The sequence below is a fragment of the Gloeocapsopsis crepidinum LEGE 06123 genome, assembly GCF_015207655.1.
GTDB classification, from domain to species: Bacteria; Cyanobacteriota; Cyanobacteriia; order Cyanobacteriales; family Chroococcidiopsidaceae; genus Gloeocapsopsis; species Gloeocapsopsis crepidinum.
Genome location: NZ_JADEWN010000002.1, coordinates 36,635 through 53,121, shown reverse-complemented (window position 1 = coordinate 53,121; position 16,487 = coordinate 36,635). Strand labels below are relative to the sequence as shown.

The window sequence follows — 16,487 nt, the reverse complement described above, 5'->3', positions numbered from 1 at the left end:
TTCCTCTCCTTGCTTGATTGTTGTAGCGTTGTGCTGTCAACTTAGTGAACTCAGCTAGCCTTGCTCATATTTTCAAGCTGAGCCTTGCTTGTCTAACTAGCTTATTACTGATATTTAATTTGATTGGACTGAATATCGTAATCAGCAGTCAGAATGAGTTTTTTGTCAGGAGCGTACATCAAAACCTTTAAGTCTTGATTGGGAAAAGTCCGATGGAATCCTTGAAGCAATGACTTAGCTAAAGGTCTGACTTCATTAGGACGTACTTGTGGAGTAATGACAACGCCCAGTTTATTTTGGTCGCGTACATATGCATCCTGAACTAAACCTCTCGCTGTCTGGATAACCCAATTGCCAAAGTCTTGTCCAGCAGTTGTATTGCCACGCTCTAGTAAAGCATAGTTACCAGTTGTGTCTGCGGCTGGTGGTAAACTTGTAGTTGGTGCTTTAGCATTAACAGCACTACTACAAGCGACAGACATCGTAAGAACTAACACTAAAGTTAACGCCGTCAGAACTTTACGAAATCTCTGCATAAAATCCACTTTAACTTTCCTCCCGTTGACTACAGAATTGCAAAACTCAATTGCTTATTTTGTTCCGAATTTATAAAGCTTTATAAATGATGAAGGTCTAGTTATTCTAGACCTTTTAACTGAATTAATTAGCAACTAGTCAAGCTTTTCTTTGACGTTATCTTTTACGTCTTCTACACCGTGACGTACTTCACTTTCTGCTTGCTTTGCTTTGCCTTCTGCTTTATCTTCGGGATCTCCTGTAACGTTACCCCAAGCTTCTTGAGCTTTACCTTCGACATTTTTACCTGTAGCTTTAGCTCTATCTTCTAAACTCATTTTTCTTCTCCTTGTTCCTAAACAAACTTACCGTGTTGTCTAGCAACCTTGAAGTTTGTTTGTGCTTACGTTTACAACTTATCCGAAACGCTACACTACAGACTTCTGTCAGAAGACATATTAAACTTCTCACTATAAAGAAAGATAAAAACTAAAGTTTGTTTACTACTATGTCTAAATGAAGAGAATCACAATTCAGATACAAAAAAACTGGTGTTTTAGAAACAACCAGTTATCAAAACCATAATTAAATACTTTTGTGCTAATCTAGATACCCTATCAGCTCATCAATTTTTTCTATTTTATTGCTAGCAATCGGACGAATACCAGATGTTGTTATTGTTTTAGAAACTTGTAATTTGCTGGCAGCAATTGGACGAATACCAAGCAAATTTATAGTATCAGAAACTTGTAGTTCACTGGCAGCAATTGGACGTATCCCTAGTATATTGACAGTATCACTAATTTCAAAAGTGCTAGCAGTGATAGGGCGATCGCCAGGCAATGGACTGGGGTGAATGTCAGATGCTGAGACTGGTAACTGTAATGGGTCTTTACCCTTGCGCTGTAAAGAATTTTCTTTGGTCAAAGTAGGATTTGTGCCAAGAGTTATATTGGCTTCGGCAGTGCTGCTGACACTCATAGTTTTGTCTCCCTTAATATGACATCTTAAGTTAAATAGAAAAAGTATTTTTTGTGATTGCTTTTGAGTTTACTGGAAATAGCATTATTTAGGTCTAAATAAGTTCGCATGGTATGCATAAATAAACCTAAATATGTAAAGATAAGTAAAGAGAGTTGTCATGTATGATGCAATTTTGTCTCCAAGCACCGTTTCAACCAACTGGCGATCAACCCCGTGCGATCGCGCAACTCACTCAACAAATCAAACAGGGACACCAGCATCAAACTTTACTCGGCGCAACAGGAACTGGAAAGACATTCACTGTTGCATCGGTTATTGAGAATATTGGGAAACCAACACTAGTACTTGCACACAACAAAACCCTCGCCGCCCAACTGTGTAATGAGTTACGCGAGTTCTTTCCTGACAATGCTGTAGAGTACTTCGTAAGTTACTACGATTACTATCAACCAGAAGCTTATATTCCTGTCACAGATACTTATATTGAAAAGAGTGCTTCAATTAACGATGAAATTGATATGTTACGGCACTCAGCGACGCGATCGCTATTTGAACGCCGTGATGTAATTGTAGTCGCATCAATTAGCTGTATTTACGGTTTAGGAATTCCTTCGGAGTACCTTAAAGCAGCGATTCCCTTGAAAATGGGCATGGAAATTGACCAAAGACAGATTCTCCGCGATTTGGCTACGGTACAATACAGCCGCAACGATATTGAAATGGGGCGAGGACGCTTTCGAGTGCGGGGGGATGTTTTAGAAATTGGTCCTGCATACGAAGATCGGATTATTCGCGTCGAATTTTTTGGTGATGAGATTGACGCAATTCGCTACGTCGATCCAGTAACGGGAGAGATTATTCAAAGTTTGTCTGCGGTTAACATCTACCCAGCGCGACACTTTGTGACTCCTGAAGAACGTTTAGAAGCTGCGTGCGATGCCATTGAAGCTGAACTGAAACAGCGTAAAGCTGAATTAGAACAAGCAAGTAAACTACTAGAAGCCCAACGATTGGATCAGCGAACGCGCTACGACTTAGAAATGTTGCGCGAAGTTGGTTACTGTAATGGTGTCGAAAACTATTCGCGTCACTTAGCAGGGCGTCAACCAGGAGAACCACCAGAGTGTTTGATCGATTACTTTCCTGATGATTGGCTACTCGTAGTAGATGAATCGCACGTCACGGTTCCCCAAATTCGAGGAATGTATAATGGCGACCAAGCACGGAAAAAGGTACTTGTTGAGCATGGATTTCGCTTACCGAGTGCAGCAGACAACCGCCCGTTGAAAGCTGAAGAGTTTTGGTCAAAAGTCAATCAGTGTATTTTTGTTTCGGCAACACCAGGAGATTGGGAATTAGCACTATCAGAAGGTAGAGTTGTTGAACAGGTAATTCGTCCTACCGGTGTTGTCGATCCGGAAATTTATGTGCGTCCTACCGAAGGACAAATTGACGATCTTTTAGGAGAAGTGAAAGAACGCATTGATCGCCGCGAACGGGTTTTGATAACAACCTTGACGAAGCGCATGGCAGAAGACTTAACTGAATATATGCAAGATCAAGGAATTCGGATAAGGTATCTGCATTCAGAGATTAACTCAATTGAGCGGATCGAGATTTTGCAAGAGTTGCGCCAAGGCAATTTTGATGTTTTAGTCGGAGTGAACTTATTACGGGAAGGATTGGATTTACCCGAAGTTTCCTTAGTCGCAATTTTAGACGCAGATAAAGAAGGTTTCTTGCGTGCAGAGCGATCGCTGATTCAGACTATTGGTAGGGCAGCACGTCATGTTCGCGGACAAGCAATTCTGTATGCGGATAATCTCACTGATAGCATGATTAAGGCAATTGATGAAACCGAACGCCGACGGGCAATTCAGTTAGAATACAACGAAAAACACGGAATTATACCGCAACCGATTGTTAAACGCACGAATAATGCCATTTTGTCGTTTTTAGAAGTATCGCGACGCTTAAACTCACAACAACTTGAAGAAGCTTACGAACAAGCAGATGATTTACCGCTAGCTAATATTCCCGAATTAATTACGCAACTAGAAGCCCAAATGAAAGAAGCAGCGAAGAATTTGGAGTTTGAGGAAGCAGCAAAGTATCGCGATCGCATTAAGCATTTGCGTGATAAGTTATTGGGACATTGAGGGATTTGGCATTGGAGGGGTTTGGCACTGCCAAACCCTTACGATATGGTTGATGAGTTGCACATTCTAGATTGTCTATGTTTGTTTGGCAGCACAAAGAAGTTATCTGTCAAAGTCAGCGTTTACTGTACAGTTTTGAGTATTGGACGGGGAATGCACTACTCAATATTACGGGAACACCAACAGAAATTGCTCAAGCTTTGTTTACTGCACCGTTTGTTTTGGTTTCGCATGGTACAGAATTTGATCCAATGTTTAACTATGGCAATCAGCAGGCGTTGACACTGTGGGAGTTTTCTTGGGAAGAGTTTACGCAAATGCCTTCGCGCAAATCTGCGGAACAGATGGTACAGCAGGAACGCGATCGCTTACTTGCAGAAACAACCAATCAGGGCTTTTGTCATTATTCTGGTATCCGCATCTCAAAAACTGGCAAGCGGTTTCATATTGAAGACGGTATTATTTGGAATGTTATTGATGACGAAAACCAAAGCTGGGGGCAAGCAGCTGTTTTCTCTAAGTATCAATTTGTTTAGCTAGTGACATTACAACTGTTCTGGATTGATACGCCTTTCTCGTAATTTGCTAGCACTTGTTTGTTCGAGTTGTAAAAGTGGGGGGGGCTTCTTTTTCTTGGGTTCTTGCTGCCATAGTTGATCTAGTTCTACAGGCGTGAGAAACTTTCTGCGATCGGGGTGATAAATCTCTAAGGTGTCTGCAAGAAGTTGAAACTGAATTCCTAATCATAGATTCAATTTCGGTTAACCACTCTCTAGAACGCAAAAAACCTGTTAATTCTACAGTGTCAGAATCGTAGATGTAATATTCCTCCACTCCGTAACTTCCGCTTCTACACTAAGTTATAGAAGGTAGCAAAGGCAACCTTACCCCAATCGCTATGAATACCATTACGCTGAAAATTCCCCGTTTGACAGCAAAAGAATTTGTAGAACTGTGCCAAGCTAACGAACATTTGCAGCTGGAACGTACTGCGACTGGAGAAGTTATTGTTATGCCTCCAACATATCCTTGGACGGGTAAGCAAAATTTTAGCTTAAGCGTTCAACTTGGAGCGTGGATTGAGAAGACAGGTTTAGGTATTGGGTTCGATTCCTCCACTGGCTTTACTTTACCTAATGGTGCGGTGAAGTCACCGGATGTGTCTTGGGTAAGTAATGAACGCTGGGAGGCTTTAACGGAATCTCAGCAACAAGAGGAATTTTCGCCCCTAGCGCCTGATTTTGTTGTGGAATTACGCTCTAGTAGTGACTCGCTAGACAAGTTACAAGCAAAAATGCAGGAGTATACTGATAATGGCGTTCGCTTAGGTTGGTTAATTGACCCTAAAACTAAGCAAGTAGAAATTTATCATCCAAATAGTGATGTAGAGGTATTGCAGTCACCCACAACAGTGTCTGGTGAGGATGTTTTACCAGGATTTGAATTGAACTTAAATAAAATTTGGTGAATTGATGTAGTGAGTAGCTAGTGAATAGATGTATTGAGCTTGAATTGTTCCATAATATCCCAATATTGACTCGTGAAGCTTATCATATAGCGCTTCAATCCAAAATCTAAAATCTAAAATTGTATGATTGCTTCAGCTTGGATAGGTATTGCGCTTGCATTTTACGCTTTTATTGCTATTGGTATTGCGGAGGGAGGATTAGGAGTTTTATTACCCTCAATTTTGGCAGCTTATAACTTAACTCCGGCGACAGTAACACTGTTGTTTCTTAGCCAGGTGAGTGGCTACGTAGTGGCAGCGATTTCCAGTAGTTTGCTTGCTAGTCGCATCGGATTGGCACGGATGTTACTTGTGGCGTCGATGACGTTGACAAGTGCTTTGGTCATTTATGCGATCGCTCCACGTTGGCATATTATGGTTGCGGCAGGAACGCTGCTAGGATTAGGCATAGGACTGATTGACGCGGGAATTAATACATACATTGCTAATCAAGACAATGCGAATGTGATGGGTGTGTTACATGCATTTTATGGTGTTGGTGCATTACTTGGTCCTGCTTTAGCAACCACACTGCTAGCTTTTGGAATGGACTGGCAACGGATTTATTTGCACATCGCTGGAATTGTCGGAATGACTGTGATTGGGATGTTGTGGGCAGTAATATTCGACTATAAATCAATGAATACACGTGTCGCCACGCAGGATGCCGATGCTAAGACAAGTTTAAAACTGGCACTGCGGACACCTGCTGTATTAGTTGCAGGGATATTGTTGCTAGTCTATGTTGGTACAGAAGCATCTTTAGGTAACTGGGCTTACAGTGTCCAAAGTTTAAGTCGCGGAACACCTGAGGTCATTGCTGGTTATAGCGTCACTGCTTATTGGTTAGGACTCACAATTGGACGTTTGGTGATGGGGCGTTTTGTGGCGCATTTAGGTGCAATCCGCACAATGGATTTTTCTATTGGGTTACTATTGGCAGGGTTATTTGCTTGGTGGTTACTGCCAAATCAATTATTTAGCTTACCGCTGATTGGTTTTGCCCTTGCTGCAATTTTTCCAGCAACAATCTGGTTGATTCCGCGACGTGTTGCTACTACTATGGTTCCGGCTGCGATCGGATTTGTCACTAGCGTTGCTAGTTTGGGTGCAGCAACGATACCAACTGTTCTTGGTTGGATTGCAGATAAGGCTGGTTTAGAAATTATTCCTGTATTGATGATGCCGCTTGCTCTTGTCGTGTTGGCGCTGCATCGTTGGTTAGTTAAGTATGCACCTATTAAGAATGAACCAACCACAGAAGTACATTATTAACTCATATCAACATCACCTAGACCTTGAATTTGTTCCTCTTCATAACCAGCTGCACGTAAAGCTGCAATTACGTCGTGTTGTAAATCAGGAACATAGCCAGCAATCAAAGTCGCGCTTTTGTCAGGAATAATACGGACTTCTCCAATAGACGCAGGTAAAATGCACGACTCTGCACGTTCTAATGTTTCTGTTCCTTCCGCAAACTCTAACTGTACTGGATCGCCTACATTTGTTAGTGTGATACAGCGATGTGGGTGTGATGGTTCGGTAAACGGTTCGCTGAGTAACAAGCGTTCTAAAGCAAAATATGGTCCTGCACAACAAAAAATACGACGGTTCGCGCCTTGTTGTATCTCTAATCCTGAATTGGGATACGGTTGGTAGTGCGATCGCAGTTCATCTAATACTGTATTAATATTCTCATACCACTTTTCTTGACTTAGTGGCTTACCATACAAATCTGTAGGCATCACCGAATTACCTAAATCGGATGTTTGTTGCACTTCAAACACTAATGCATCAGGACCAAATGAGTGGATAATTCCTGCAGGAACATAAACTGTATCTCCGGTTTGAATGAGATGTCGCACCATCACCGAGTCGTAATCTTGAGCAACAAATGCATCAAAGAGTTGTTTGCGAGAAAAATCGGCTTTGAGTCCAGCTAATACAGTTGCACCAAGTGCAGCCCAAACAATATGCCAAGCTTCGGTTTTACCATTAGGTTCGTTATACACGCGCTTTGCTATTTCATCATCCGCATGAAGATGCACAGGTAACATATGCGAAGCATCGAGAAACTTTTCGAGAATGGGAAAGTGTGGACCACGCCAACCGCTACCAACAAGTTCATTGGGATATTCCAGTACTAGATCGTGCAATGTGCGACCTGCAAAAGCACCATTAACAATGGTTCCAGTTGTATCTTGATAATCGCTAATTTCCCAGGTTTCGGCAATGATACCTTCTGTTGGTAAGCCTTGCTTGCCAAGTTTATCAGCGATCGCTCTTTCTCCAAATGCATACTTGCGAATGTGCGTTGTTAGTTTAATGGGATACCAATTCATCTCAATCTCCTAAATGATGCCATTGATGCAATGATGGATACAGTGATTGATAGCGTTGCCAAGCTGCTTCTAGCGAGGAATCTGGATTATTTGGTGTTGTGTTTTGTCCAGATGATTGTGTGGCGATCGCATCCTGAAAGACTCCAATACCCATGCCTGCTAAAATTGCTGCACCGCGTGCGGAAGCTGCTGCGACTGTTGTAGAGTAAAGGGAAACTTGTAAAACATCAGCGAGTAATTGTTGCCACATAGGTTCTAGGGTTCCACCACCAGCTAAGCGCAATTGAGTGGCTGTGACACCCGTTGCTGCGATCGCATCTAAACCTTGCTTCAAACTAAAAGCAACTCCTTCTAATGCAGCCCGCATTAGGTGTGCGCGAGTATGATGTAGTCCTAATCCTACCCAAGCGCCCCGTGCAAGTGGATCGAGGTGGGGAGTGCGATCGCCTGTCAAATACGGTAAAAACGTCAAACCTTCACACCCTAGAGGAACTGCGAACGCTTCGGCATACACTTGTTCCCAGGTGTAACCTAAGACGCCTTTCACCCACTCTAACGCGAGTCCAGCATTTTGAATTGCTGCTAGAGTGTACCATTGATGCGGTAACGCGGCGCGATACAGATGCGTACGACCGTAAGAATCGACTATTGGTTGAGAACGTGGTGTAATGATTTGTGCGGCAGATCCTACTGTAAGTTGCACAGTTCCTGGTTGAATTAAACCATTACCCAATGCTGCAGCAGCGGTATCAGCTGCACCTGCAATGACAGGAGTATTGACAATTAACTCAAGGTGTGAAGCAGCTTCTGGTATTAAATTTCCAGCAATGCTACTACTTGATGGCAAAAGTTCAGGTAGCCAATCGGAACGTAATTTTAAGGCGGCAATAACATCAAGCGCCCAGCAATCGGAGACAACATCATAAAGCAACGTTCCTGAAGCATCTGAGGGTTCAGCGGCGACTTTTCCGGTCAGGCGCAAGCGTAACCAATCTTTCGGTTGCACTACCCAACGCGCCCTTGCATACACTTCGGGTTCGTACTTGCGTAACCATAATAAACTTGCTCCTGCCATGCCTGCTGCTATGGGATTTGCGAGTTGACTACGCATACTAGAATCGAGGACATCATATTGTGGCAACATTTCACTCGATCGCGTATCTGCCCAGAGAATCGCCGGACGTAACGGCGTACCTTCGGCATCAGTTAAAACAACGCCGTGCATTTGCCCAGAAAGTGCAATCGCTTGTACTTCAACTTGACGATTCTTTACGGCTTTTTGGACAGCGATCGCAACCGCTAACCACCAGGCTTCGGGATTTGTTTCTGCCCATCCTGGATATGGTGCATTCACATCGTAAGCACTCGAAGCTTCACCAACGACTGTTCCATCTGTGTCTAAAAGTAATACTTTGACAGAACTAGTACCTAAATCAATCCCTAGCAGCATGAGACTTGCCTTAGATTGTGGACTACTTGTAAATAGAGTTTTGAGTTTTGAATTAACCCAGACAAAGTTTTGAGTTTCGTCTTGCACTCATAACTTATAATTTACGGACTTTAAACCAGGTGCGGAGTTATTCATCATTCATAACTCTGCGCGGCGATAATGCATATTTTCAGAGATTCAATTACCTCTTGCCGATCGCACTATAAAAGTCTTAGCGCTTTCTGGAACGTCTCCGCAGACGATCAATTGTGACCGCAAAGATAATGACTAAACCTTTGACGACGAGTTGCCAGAAAAACGACATATTCAGCAGCGTCAAACCGTTGTTAAGAACAGCGATGATCAACGCACCTACCAAAGTACCGAAGATTGTACCAATACCGCCAGAGAAACTTGTACCGCCTAAAATAACAGCCGCGATCGCATCGAGTTCATAGCCATTTCCCAGCATTCCTGTCGCACTATAAAGACGGCTAGCACTCATAACGCCTGCTAAGCCTGCGAGTAAGCCGCTGACACCATAGACAAATAACAGGACTCGATTGACCTTAATACCTGTCAACCTAGCCGCTTGCTGATTACCGCCCACAGCATAAATTTGTACGCCTAAGACGGTACGGCGGAGGATAAACCAGCTAACAAACACTGCTAGCAGGGCAATCACAACTAACCAGGGTAATGGTCCTAAATAGTTGTTACCGATCCACGCAAAATTGAGATTGCGATTGATAACTGTTGTGCCATTTGCTACCAAGTAGGCAACACCTCGTAGAGCCGTCAATGCACCTAAAGTGACGATAAACGGCGGTAAATCCAAAAAGGCAATTAATGCACCGTTTAATAAACCTAAACCTAAGCCTGTCAAAAGTGCCGCTGGAACTGCAAACCATCCGATTCCTGGTAGAAGTGATGCCAGTACTCCGACTACGGCAGAAACTCCTAAAATAGAGCCAATCGATAAGTCAATCCCGCCCGTTAAAATGACGAACGTCATCCCCGTTGCCAGCACGATATTGATTGATGCTTGCCGGAGAATGTTAACAATATTACCAGGTGTCAGAAAGTTAGGAGTAAGGAAAGTAAATAGAATGCCAATCAGTAACAGAATTGGCAGAATTCCTGCTACTTGAAGTAAATTATTTGTCGATCTGCGTCCACCGACTGGAGAGCGATCGCGTGACTTCGTTCTAACAGGTCTTGCTGTTTGACTCATATTCCTACCTCAGTTGCTCCGGTGGCGTAAGCCATAATGTTTTCTTGAGTAATGTCTGTACCAGTAAGTTCACCTTCTAAGCGTCCTTCGCGCATGACTAAGACGCGATCGCTTAATCCAATAATTTCGAGCAATTCGCTAGAAACCATCAAAATAGCCATGCCTTGTGCGGCTAAATCGCTAATAATTCGGTAAATTTCGCTTTTTGCTCCAATATCTACACCCCGCGTCGGTTCATCGAGTAGCAAAACTTTAGGATTAATCGCTAGCCAGCGTGCTAGCAGCAACTTTTGCTGATTTCCACCCGATAAATCGAGCGCTCGATTTTCTAAACTTGCTAAGCGGATGTTAAACTCATCAACGGCTTTTGAGGCAACTGTACCCAGTTTTTTAAAGTTAAGTAAGCCCGAATTAGCATTGCGCTTGAGGATGTTGAGTACAATATTCTGGCGACAACTCATCTCTAAAAATAAACCTTGGTCTTTGCGGTCTTCTGGTACATAAGCAATTCCCGCTGCGATTGCATCACTCGGTTGATCAATTCTCAGTGGTACGCCGTTCAAAAATACTTCACCGCTTGCTTTGGGGTCAGCACCAAAAATCAACCTTGATAGTTCAGTTCGACCTGCACCTACCAATCCTGCTAGCCCGACAATTTCACCAGCGTGAAGTTTAAGACTTGTTGGCTGAATCTTTCTCCCATCACTGAGATTTTTGACCTCCAAGACGACTGAACCGAGTTGTTTTTCTGGGCGTCGTTCAAATAAGTCTTTGACAGGTCTACCCACCATCATCTGTACTAATCGCTCGGAGGAGATTTCCTCGCGCGTTAGACTACCAACATACTCACCATCGCGTAGCACGCTGATCCGATCAGCCAAAGCGTAGATTTCTTCCATACGATGGCTAATGTAGATAATTGCAATCCCATCAGCACGCAGTTTCCGAATTAACTCAAACAAACGTTCGGTTTCGCGGTCTGATAAGGCTGCGGTTGGTTCATCCATGACGAGGATGCGGCTATTGTCTTTCAGCGCCCGCGCAATTTCGACTTGCTGTTGTTCCGCGATCGAGAGGCTAGAAACAACATCATTTGGTGCAAAACTTGCTCCCAAGCTGTTAAGTACCTGTGCGGCTTCTTGGTTCATGCGATCGCGATCGAGTAAATACCCCTTGGTAAACTCGCTACCCATGAAAATGTTCTCAGCCACAGTTAAATTGGATGCAACGTTGAGTTCTTGGTAAATCAACGCAATACCTGCTTGTCTTGCTGCTTTGGGGTCAGAAATCTTAACTATTTCGCCGTTGATCCGAATCTCGCCTTCATCGTTTTCGTAAGCCCCAGCGAGAATCTTCATCAGCGTACTTTTACCCGCGCCATTTTCACCCATCAGCGCATGAACTTCGCCTGGATATACAGTCAAGTCAACATTGCTTAAGGCTGATACACCATGAAATTTCTTTGAAATGCCTCGCATTTCGAGTCTGGGAATTGTGGAAGATTGAGTTGCTGTCATGGCAGTAATTTTTTAGTGTGTAGTGCAGCTATCTGGCACAAACCGTATCAGTGAAGATGACAAATCATTAGACCTTCTGTATGAATCACAGATGCCCGACGACTAAAGTCGGGGCTATCCAGGTGAAGTGTACCTTCGTACACTAAAATAAGACTTTTAGCAGTAAGTCCACGGTGGTGGACTTTGTTTATTTAGGTGCGAATTTATTCGCAAGCGCATTCACGCAGGAAGTCTATTGTGTCCAACCTGCGTAGTCTTTAACGTTCTCTCTTGTAATCAATCTGACTGGAATCAAGATGTTAGGATCTTCAGGCTTTTTCCCGTTGAGGATATCGTTGCCTACCTGAACTGCTGTTTGGGTCATTCCCAAAGGATCTTGAGCAGCTGTTGCAACAAATATACTACTAGGGTCTTCGATCGCATCTTTGGCTTCGGGTGCGCCGTCTACGCCAACAATGAAAAATTCGTCACGTTTGGCTTGCCTTGCGGCTAATTCTGCACCTACTCCAGTCGGATCGTTAATCGCAAACACTGCATCGATTTGTTTGAACGAAGTTAGCAGGTCGGTCATGACCCTTAAACCACCGTCTCTGCTGCCTTCAGCATTTTGATCTTTAGAAAGCACTTTGATATTGGGATATTTAGCAAAGCTTTGTTCGCAACCCTGAACGCGATCAATAACTGATTTAACAGGTGGACCGTTAATAATCACGACGTTGCCTTGCCCGTTGAGGCGATCTGCAATATATTGACAGCTAATTTGTCCTGCTTGCAAATTGTTTGAGGTAACGGTAGCATCTACACCACCTTCCGCGCCTGTATCAACTGCAATTACGGTAATGCCAGCTTCTTTTGCTTTAGCGACAGCAGGTGCAATTCCCACACTATCAGCAGCGTTAAGTAAGATTAAGCTTGTGTTAGCAGCGATAAAGTTTTCCAGCTGATTGAACTGCAAGTTCAGATCGTAACCGCTAGAAACAATCGTGGTACGTACATCTTCTCCACCAATTTTTTTCGCTTCCGACTCTGCACCTCGCCCCATGAGTACAAAGAATGGATTACCAAGATCGCCTACGGTTAAAGCTACTGATTGCAGCTTTGAATTTGTATTCGTTTGTGGCTGGGTTGAATTATTTTGAGAAGGTGAGCAAGCAACAAGTACAGTACTTGCCACACTTAGAAATCCTATAAGCGCAATTTGCTTCACTGCAATATCTCCGTATTCTTTTGGGACACTCCTTTTACTAAGGCGCTAATCATCAAACTCAATTCAAATGCGATCGCTACTTTTTTCACTTCTGTCTCCACCAAATCATGTGTGGATGAGTCAGAATATTGACCTGCGGTTGCTGCCAAAGCTGTTGATAAAATTGCCTATCAATCTAGCTTGACAGTGTTAAAAAGTGTTTCTATTTCCACTTTTTATATTGTCTTTTGTCTTGCTTTAGTGTTTAAGTTTTACTTCTTCTTAAGCCCTCGCTGCTCATTTAAAGTGCCAAGTCGCTTAAGACAATATTGTTTCTTTCTCAAAACTTAAGTTTTATTACTAAAGCAAACAAATTAATTATAAAGAGTGTACTTAGATCGCTGTTTTAAAAATTTTTGCAGGCTTTTCTTTTATGAACTCTCCATCTTTTAATTATGATCCCTGAGCTAGTTAGTGTATATCTATCTGTCAGCTTATATCTTAGGGATCAGTAAATCTAGCACAAAAAATATGCTACTTTTCGTTAATATATTTTAATAATTTCCAAGAATTAGTATTAACTAATTGCAATAAAAACCCAATTTTAAACTAGAGTAATTTTACTCAATTAATACTTTTAAGTGCAGCATAAATTGCTATAAAGCGATGAAATGCATCGGTGTAAACTGCATGAGAATTGGGCTGAGTATATTCTTCAGTAGAAGGCAGAATTTGGAAGACCGTTTCTAAATTCGGGCAAACATCACAGCCAACCAAAGCTAGTAGCGCTGCGCCGTATGCGGCACCTTCTGTTAACATCGGTTTGGCAAGATTGACACCAAGCACATCCGTAATAATTTGTAACCAAAGCCTAGATCGCGAACCACCACCCGTTGCGACAAATTCATGAGTTGGTGCGATCGCCTCTATCACCTCTAACGCCGCACGTAAACTATAGGCAACACCTTCGAGTACCGCCCGCGTCATTTCTGCTTTGCTATGCGCTAAAGAGAGATTCAGCCAAGCACCTCGCGCCTCAGAATCAAGAAAAGGACTGCGTTCGCCTGCCAAATGCGGTAAAAATATCACACCACCTGAACCAGGAGGCGCACTACTCGCCCACTCCGTCAACTCGTCATAGCTAAAATCTGGGAAAAAAGTATCGCGATACCAGCGTAACGAACCACTCGCTGCTAATGTGACACCTAACAAGTGATAACCACCATCAGCATGACAAAATAAATGTACTCGTCCTTCAGGTTCAGGAATAGGTTGCGCCAAAGGGACAAAAATAACTCCTGAAGTTCCAATACTGAGACTACCGCGATCGCAATTCGTACTAGAAATTCCTAAACCAATCGCCGCAGCTGCATTGTCACCACCACCAGCAATAATCGGTAAACCTGCGGGTAAACCAGTGATGTTTGCAATTTCCGGTTTTAATTTTCCGACAACCGCAGTCGAGTCGATAACTTGGGGAAATAACTGCGGATCAAGATCGAGGGCAGTGAGAATATCTAAATCCCAAGTGCGATCGCCTAAATTTAAACATCCCACCCCCGAAGCATCTGATGGTTCCGTGGCGATTTCCCCCGTTAAGACGTATCCCAAATAGTCTTTCGGTAAGAGTACATGATGCATCTGACTAAACGCCTGCGGTTCCGATTCACGCAACCACACAATCTTGGGTAATTGAAAGCCTGTAATTGCGGGATTTCCTGTGCGTTGAATCAATTCTTGTCGGGGAACTATCGTTTCAATCGTCGTAACCGCTTTACCAGTACGTTGATCGTTCCATAAAATTGCTGGCCGAAGCACATTTCCTACTGCATCAAGAGGAACCATCCCATGCATTTGCCCCGATAATCCTAAACCAAGAATCTGGTAATCTTCCAATTGCTGAACTACCTCAGTCAAAGCCTGAAAAGTTGCTGCAATCCAATCATCGGGGTTTTGTTCTGTCCACCCAGGTTGGGGTGTGAGTAATTGATAGCTACGCGTTGCTTGGACAGCAATCGCACCTTGAAGATTAACTGCAACAACTCGCACACCACTAGTACCAAGATCGATTCCTATCACAACATAACTACTGTTAACCAAACTTAAAGTCATTTGTTCTTCACTTGCGTTATTTGATAAATAGAGCAGCAACTTCAACCCTAACAATCCTAATTGTGCGTGAAGAATCTCTCTTAATTTCCCTTCCTCTGTGTTCTGTGCGCCCCTGCGGTAGCCTGCGGCAAGTCACTACGCGTTTACGTTACAAATGTTACAACGCAGATAGAATTGCTATAAGCATCCATAACTCACAATTAACAATTAAAGATCAATCTTCAAATAAGTATCCCTATCCTACCCCTATGAATCCTCGTGTTCTCGTCTTCGGTAGTATAAATATGGACTTAGTTACCAAAGTTCCGCACTTACCTATTCCTGGCGAAACTTTATTAGGTCATAGTTTTGTGACTGTGCCTGGAGGAAAAGGCGCGAATCAAGCGGTAGCAGTGGCGCGCTTAGGAGTACCTACAGCAATTGTGGGACGCGTGGGAAAAGATCAATTTGGGCAAGAGTTACTGCGAAATCTGCAAAGCGATCGCGTTCAAACTGATGGTGTATACATTGATCCGTCAAATACTTCAGGAGTTGCAGTCATTGCAGTAGACGACAACGCCGAAAATCATATTATCGTGATTCCTGGTGCCAACGGCAATGTTGGTGAGGAAGATATCAAACGTCTCACACAGCAGCTATCAGCAGCAGTCTTGCTATTACAACTAGAAGTTCCACTTTTCGCGGTACAAAAAGCAGCACAAGCAGCACAACAAACAGGTGTTAAAGTCATTTTAGACCCAGCGCCAGCACCTACTGAGCTACCATCAGAACTTTATCCGGTAGTTGATATCATTACACCAAATGCAGTAGAAGCAGGACAATTAGTGAATTTTCGAGTCGATAGTCCTGAAAGCGCCGAAAAAGCGGCATTAGTACTACAGCAACGTGGTGTCAAAACAGCAATTATCAAGTTAGGTGCTAAGGGTGTTTGCTGTGCCACCCCAGATGAAACCTTTTTTGTTCCTGCTTTCTCTGTAAAAGCTGTAGATACCGTTGCAGCAGGAGACGCATTTAATGGTGGACTAGCAGCCGCGTTATCTCAAGGATACTCGCTTCGCGAAGCCGTTGTATGGGGCGCTGCAACTGGTGCGCTTGCAACGACCAAGTCAGGCGCACAATCTTCATTACCTACACGCGAGACAGTTGAAGCTTTTCTCCAAGAACACGAACGAAATTAAAAAGTCACAACAAGATCGCTCCACAACTGCGATCAAACAACATAGAGGTTGCTTATTTTAAACTTTAAAATTGAGGTAATAGTTCAAGCTTTTTACAAACTTCTTCAATATAGACATCTTTGTATTAATTTTTAATTATATAAAGAACAGAAGGTATTTACAATAAATATTTCACTAAAGGAAACATTCGAGTAATGATTAGCTTTTATCAGACACCATGAATTCAAAAAATCATTGGTGTGTTATTTCAACTATTACAAGAATATTCAAAAGCAGGTCAGCAATATAGAATAGAAGCTGCTATACGAGCTATCAAGATACAA

14 protein-coding genes are annotated in these 16,487 nt (G+C 43.0%); 5 read left to right on the top strand and 9 right to left on the bottom strand.

What is annotated here, in order from left to right; translation table 11 throughout:
- Window positions 1-104: 104 nt before the first annotated feature.
- From IQ230_RS01160 to IQ230_RS01150, 3 genes are all read right to left on the bottom strand, one after another.
- Window positions 105-536 carry a hypothetical protein gene (locus tag IQ230_RS01160; protein ID WP_228054488.1) on the bottom strand — a complete coding sequence of 144 codons (432 nt, stop codon included), beginning with the start codon at window positions 534-536 and terminating at the stop codon, window positions 105-107.
- Between the two features lie 135 nt (window positions 537-671).
- Window positions 672-854, bottom strand: a complete 183-nt coding sequence (locus tag IQ230_RS01155) for a CsbD family protein (RefSeq protein WP_193930042.1) — start codon at window positions 852-854, stop codon at window positions 672-674.
- A 262-nt stretch (window positions 855-1,116) separates the two neighbouring features.
- On the bottom strand, window positions 1,117-1,497 hold the full coding sequence (locus IQ230_RS01150; protein WP_193930040.1) for a hypothetical protein: 381 nt from the start codon (window positions 1,495-1,497) through the stop codon (window positions 1,117-1,119).
- 164 nt (window positions 1,498-1,661) lie between these two features.
- Between IQ230_RS01150 and uvrB the strand changes: the two genes are divergently transcribed.
- The 4 genes from uvrB to IQ230_RS01130 all read left to right on the top strand — a co-directional run bounded on the left by uvrB (window position 1,662) and on the right by IQ230_RS01130 (window position 6,441).
- On the top strand, window positions 1,662-3,659 hold the full coding sequence (gene uvrB / locus IQ230_RS01145) for an excinuclease ABC subunit UvrB (RefSeq protein ID WP_193930038.1): 1,998 nt from the start codon (window positions 1,662-1,664) through the stop codon (window positions 3,657-3,659).
- A 77-nt stretch (window positions 3,660-3,736) separates the two neighbouring features.
- A complete protein-coding gene (locus tag IQ230_RS01140) occupies window positions 3,737-4,195 on the top strand; it encodes an MEKHLA domain-containing protein (protein WP_193930036.1) in 459 nt (152 codons plus the stop codon).
- Between the two features lie 362 nt (window positions 4,196-4,557).
- Window positions 4,558-5,127, top strand: coding sequence for a Uma2 family endonuclease (locus tag IQ230_RS01135; RefSeq protein ID WP_193930034.1), 570 nt, complete (start codon window positions 4,558-4,560; stop codon window positions 5,125-5,127).
- Window positions 5,128-5,250: 123 nt separating this feature from the next.
- Entirely contained in the window at window positions 5,251-6,441 is a 1,191-nt protein-coding gene (locus tag IQ230_RS01130; RefSeq protein ID WP_193930032.1) for an MFS transporter, read from the top strand.
- On the opposite strand, the gene IQ230_RS01125 is transcribed toward IQ230_RS01130, so the two are convergent.
- From IQ230_RS01125 to xylB (IQ230_RS01100), 6 genes are all read right to left on the bottom strand, one after another.
- A complete protein-coding gene (locus IQ230_RS01125) occupies window positions 6,438-7,508 on the bottom strand; it encodes a type I phosphomannose isomerase catalytic subunit (RefSeq protein WP_193930030.1) in 1,071 nt (356 codons plus the stop codon). The genes IQ230_RS01130 and IQ230_RS01125 overlap by 4 nt on opposite strands.
- Window position 7,509: 1 nt before the next feature.
- Window positions 7,510-9,045, bottom strand: coding sequence for a xylulokinase (xylB, locus tag IQ230_RS01120; protein WP_322742244.1), 1,536 nt, complete (start codon window positions 9,043-9,045; stop codon window positions 7,510-7,512).
- 124 nt (window positions 9,046-9,169) lie between these two features.
- On the bottom strand, window positions 9,170-10,171 hold the full coding sequence (locus IQ230_RS01115; RefSeq protein ID WP_193930028.1) for an ABC transporter permease subunit: 1,002 nt from the start codon (window positions 10,169-10,171) through the stop codon (window positions 9,170-9,172).
- Window positions 10,168-11,688 (bottom strand): sugar ABC transporter ATP-binding protein, encoded by a 1,521-nt coding sequence (locus tag IQ230_RS01110; RefSeq protein WP_193930027.1) that lies wholly within the window; start codon window positions 11,686-11,688, stop codon window positions 10,168-10,170. Before IQ230_RS01110 ends, IQ230_RS01115 begins: the two co-directional genes overlap by 4 nt.
- Before the next feature lie 232 nt (window positions 11,689-11,920).
- Window positions 11,921-12,895: an ABC transporter substrate-binding protein gene (locus IQ230_RS01105; protein WP_193930026.1), complete on the bottom strand. Its 975-nt coding sequence runs from the start codon at window positions 12,893-12,895 to the stop codon at window positions 11,921-11,923.
- Window positions 12,896-13,498: 603 nt separating this feature from the next.
- Window positions 13,499-14,986: a xylulokinase gene (gene xylB, locus IQ230_RS01100; RefSeq protein ID WP_193930025.1), complete on the bottom strand. Its 1,488-nt coding sequence runs from the start codon at window positions 14,984-14,986 to the stop codon at window positions 13,499-13,501.
- A 248-nt stretch (window positions 14,987-15,234) separates the two neighbouring features.
- On the opposite strand from xylB (IQ230_RS01100), the gene rbsK reads away from it, so the two are divergent.
- The gene (gene rbsK / locus IQ230_RS01095) at window positions 15,235-16,164 is read left to right on the top strand and encodes a ribokinase (protein WP_193930024.1); all 930 of its coding nucleotides are present in this window, start codon (window positions 15,235-15,237) and stop codon (window positions 16,162-16,164) included.
- Window positions 16,165-16,487: the final 323 nt, after the last annotated feature.

Bases quoted from the DNA above. Each gene is read 5' to 3' on its own strand.
- IQ230_RS01160 (WP_228054488.1), bottom strand. From the start codon at position 536: ATGCAGAGATTTCGTAAAGTTCTGACGGCGTTAACTTTAGTGTTAGTT.
- IQ230_RS01155 (WP_193930042.1), bottom strand. From the start codon at position 854: ATGAGTTTAGAAGATAGAGCTAAAGCTACAGGTAAAAATGTCGAAGGT.
- IQ230_RS01150 (WP_193930040.1), bottom strand. From the start codon at position 1,497: ATGAGTGTCAGCAGCACTGCCGAAGCCAATATAACTCTTGGCACAAAT.
- uvrB (WP_193930038.1), top strand. From the start codon at position 1,662: ATGATGCAATTTTGTCTCCAAGCACCGTTTCAACCAACTGGCGATCAA.
- IQ230_RS01140 (WP_193930036.1), top strand. From the start codon at position 3,737: ATGTTTGTTTGGCAGCACAAAGAAGTTATCTGTCAAAGTCAGCGTTTA.
- IQ230_RS01135 (WP_193930034.1), top strand. From the start codon at position 4,558: ATGAATACCATTACGCTGAAAATTCCCCGTTTGACAGCAAAAGAATTT.
- IQ230_RS01130 (WP_193930032.1), top strand. From the start codon at position 5,251: ATGATTGCTTCAGCTTGGATAGGTATTGCGCTTGCATTTTACGCTTTT.
- IQ230_RS01125 (WP_193930030.1), bottom strand. From the start codon at position 7,508: ATGAATTGGTATCCCATTAAACTAACAACGCACATTCGCAAGTATGCA.
- IQ230_RS01115 (WP_193930028.1), bottom strand. From the start codon at position 10,171: ATGAGTCAAACAGCAAGACCTGTTAGAACGAAGTCACGCGATCGCTCT.
- IQ230_RS01110 (WP_193930027.1), bottom strand. From the start codon at position 11,688: ATGACAGCAACTCAATCTTCCACAATTCCCAGACTCGAAATGCGAGGC.
- xylB (WP_193930025.1), bottom strand. From the start codon at position 14,986: ATGACTTTAAGTTTGGTTAACAGTAGTTATGTTGTGATAGGAATCGAT.
- rbsK (WP_193930024.1), top strand. From the start codon at position 15,235: ATGAATCCTCGTGTTCTCGTCTTCGGTAGTATAAATATGGACTTAGTT.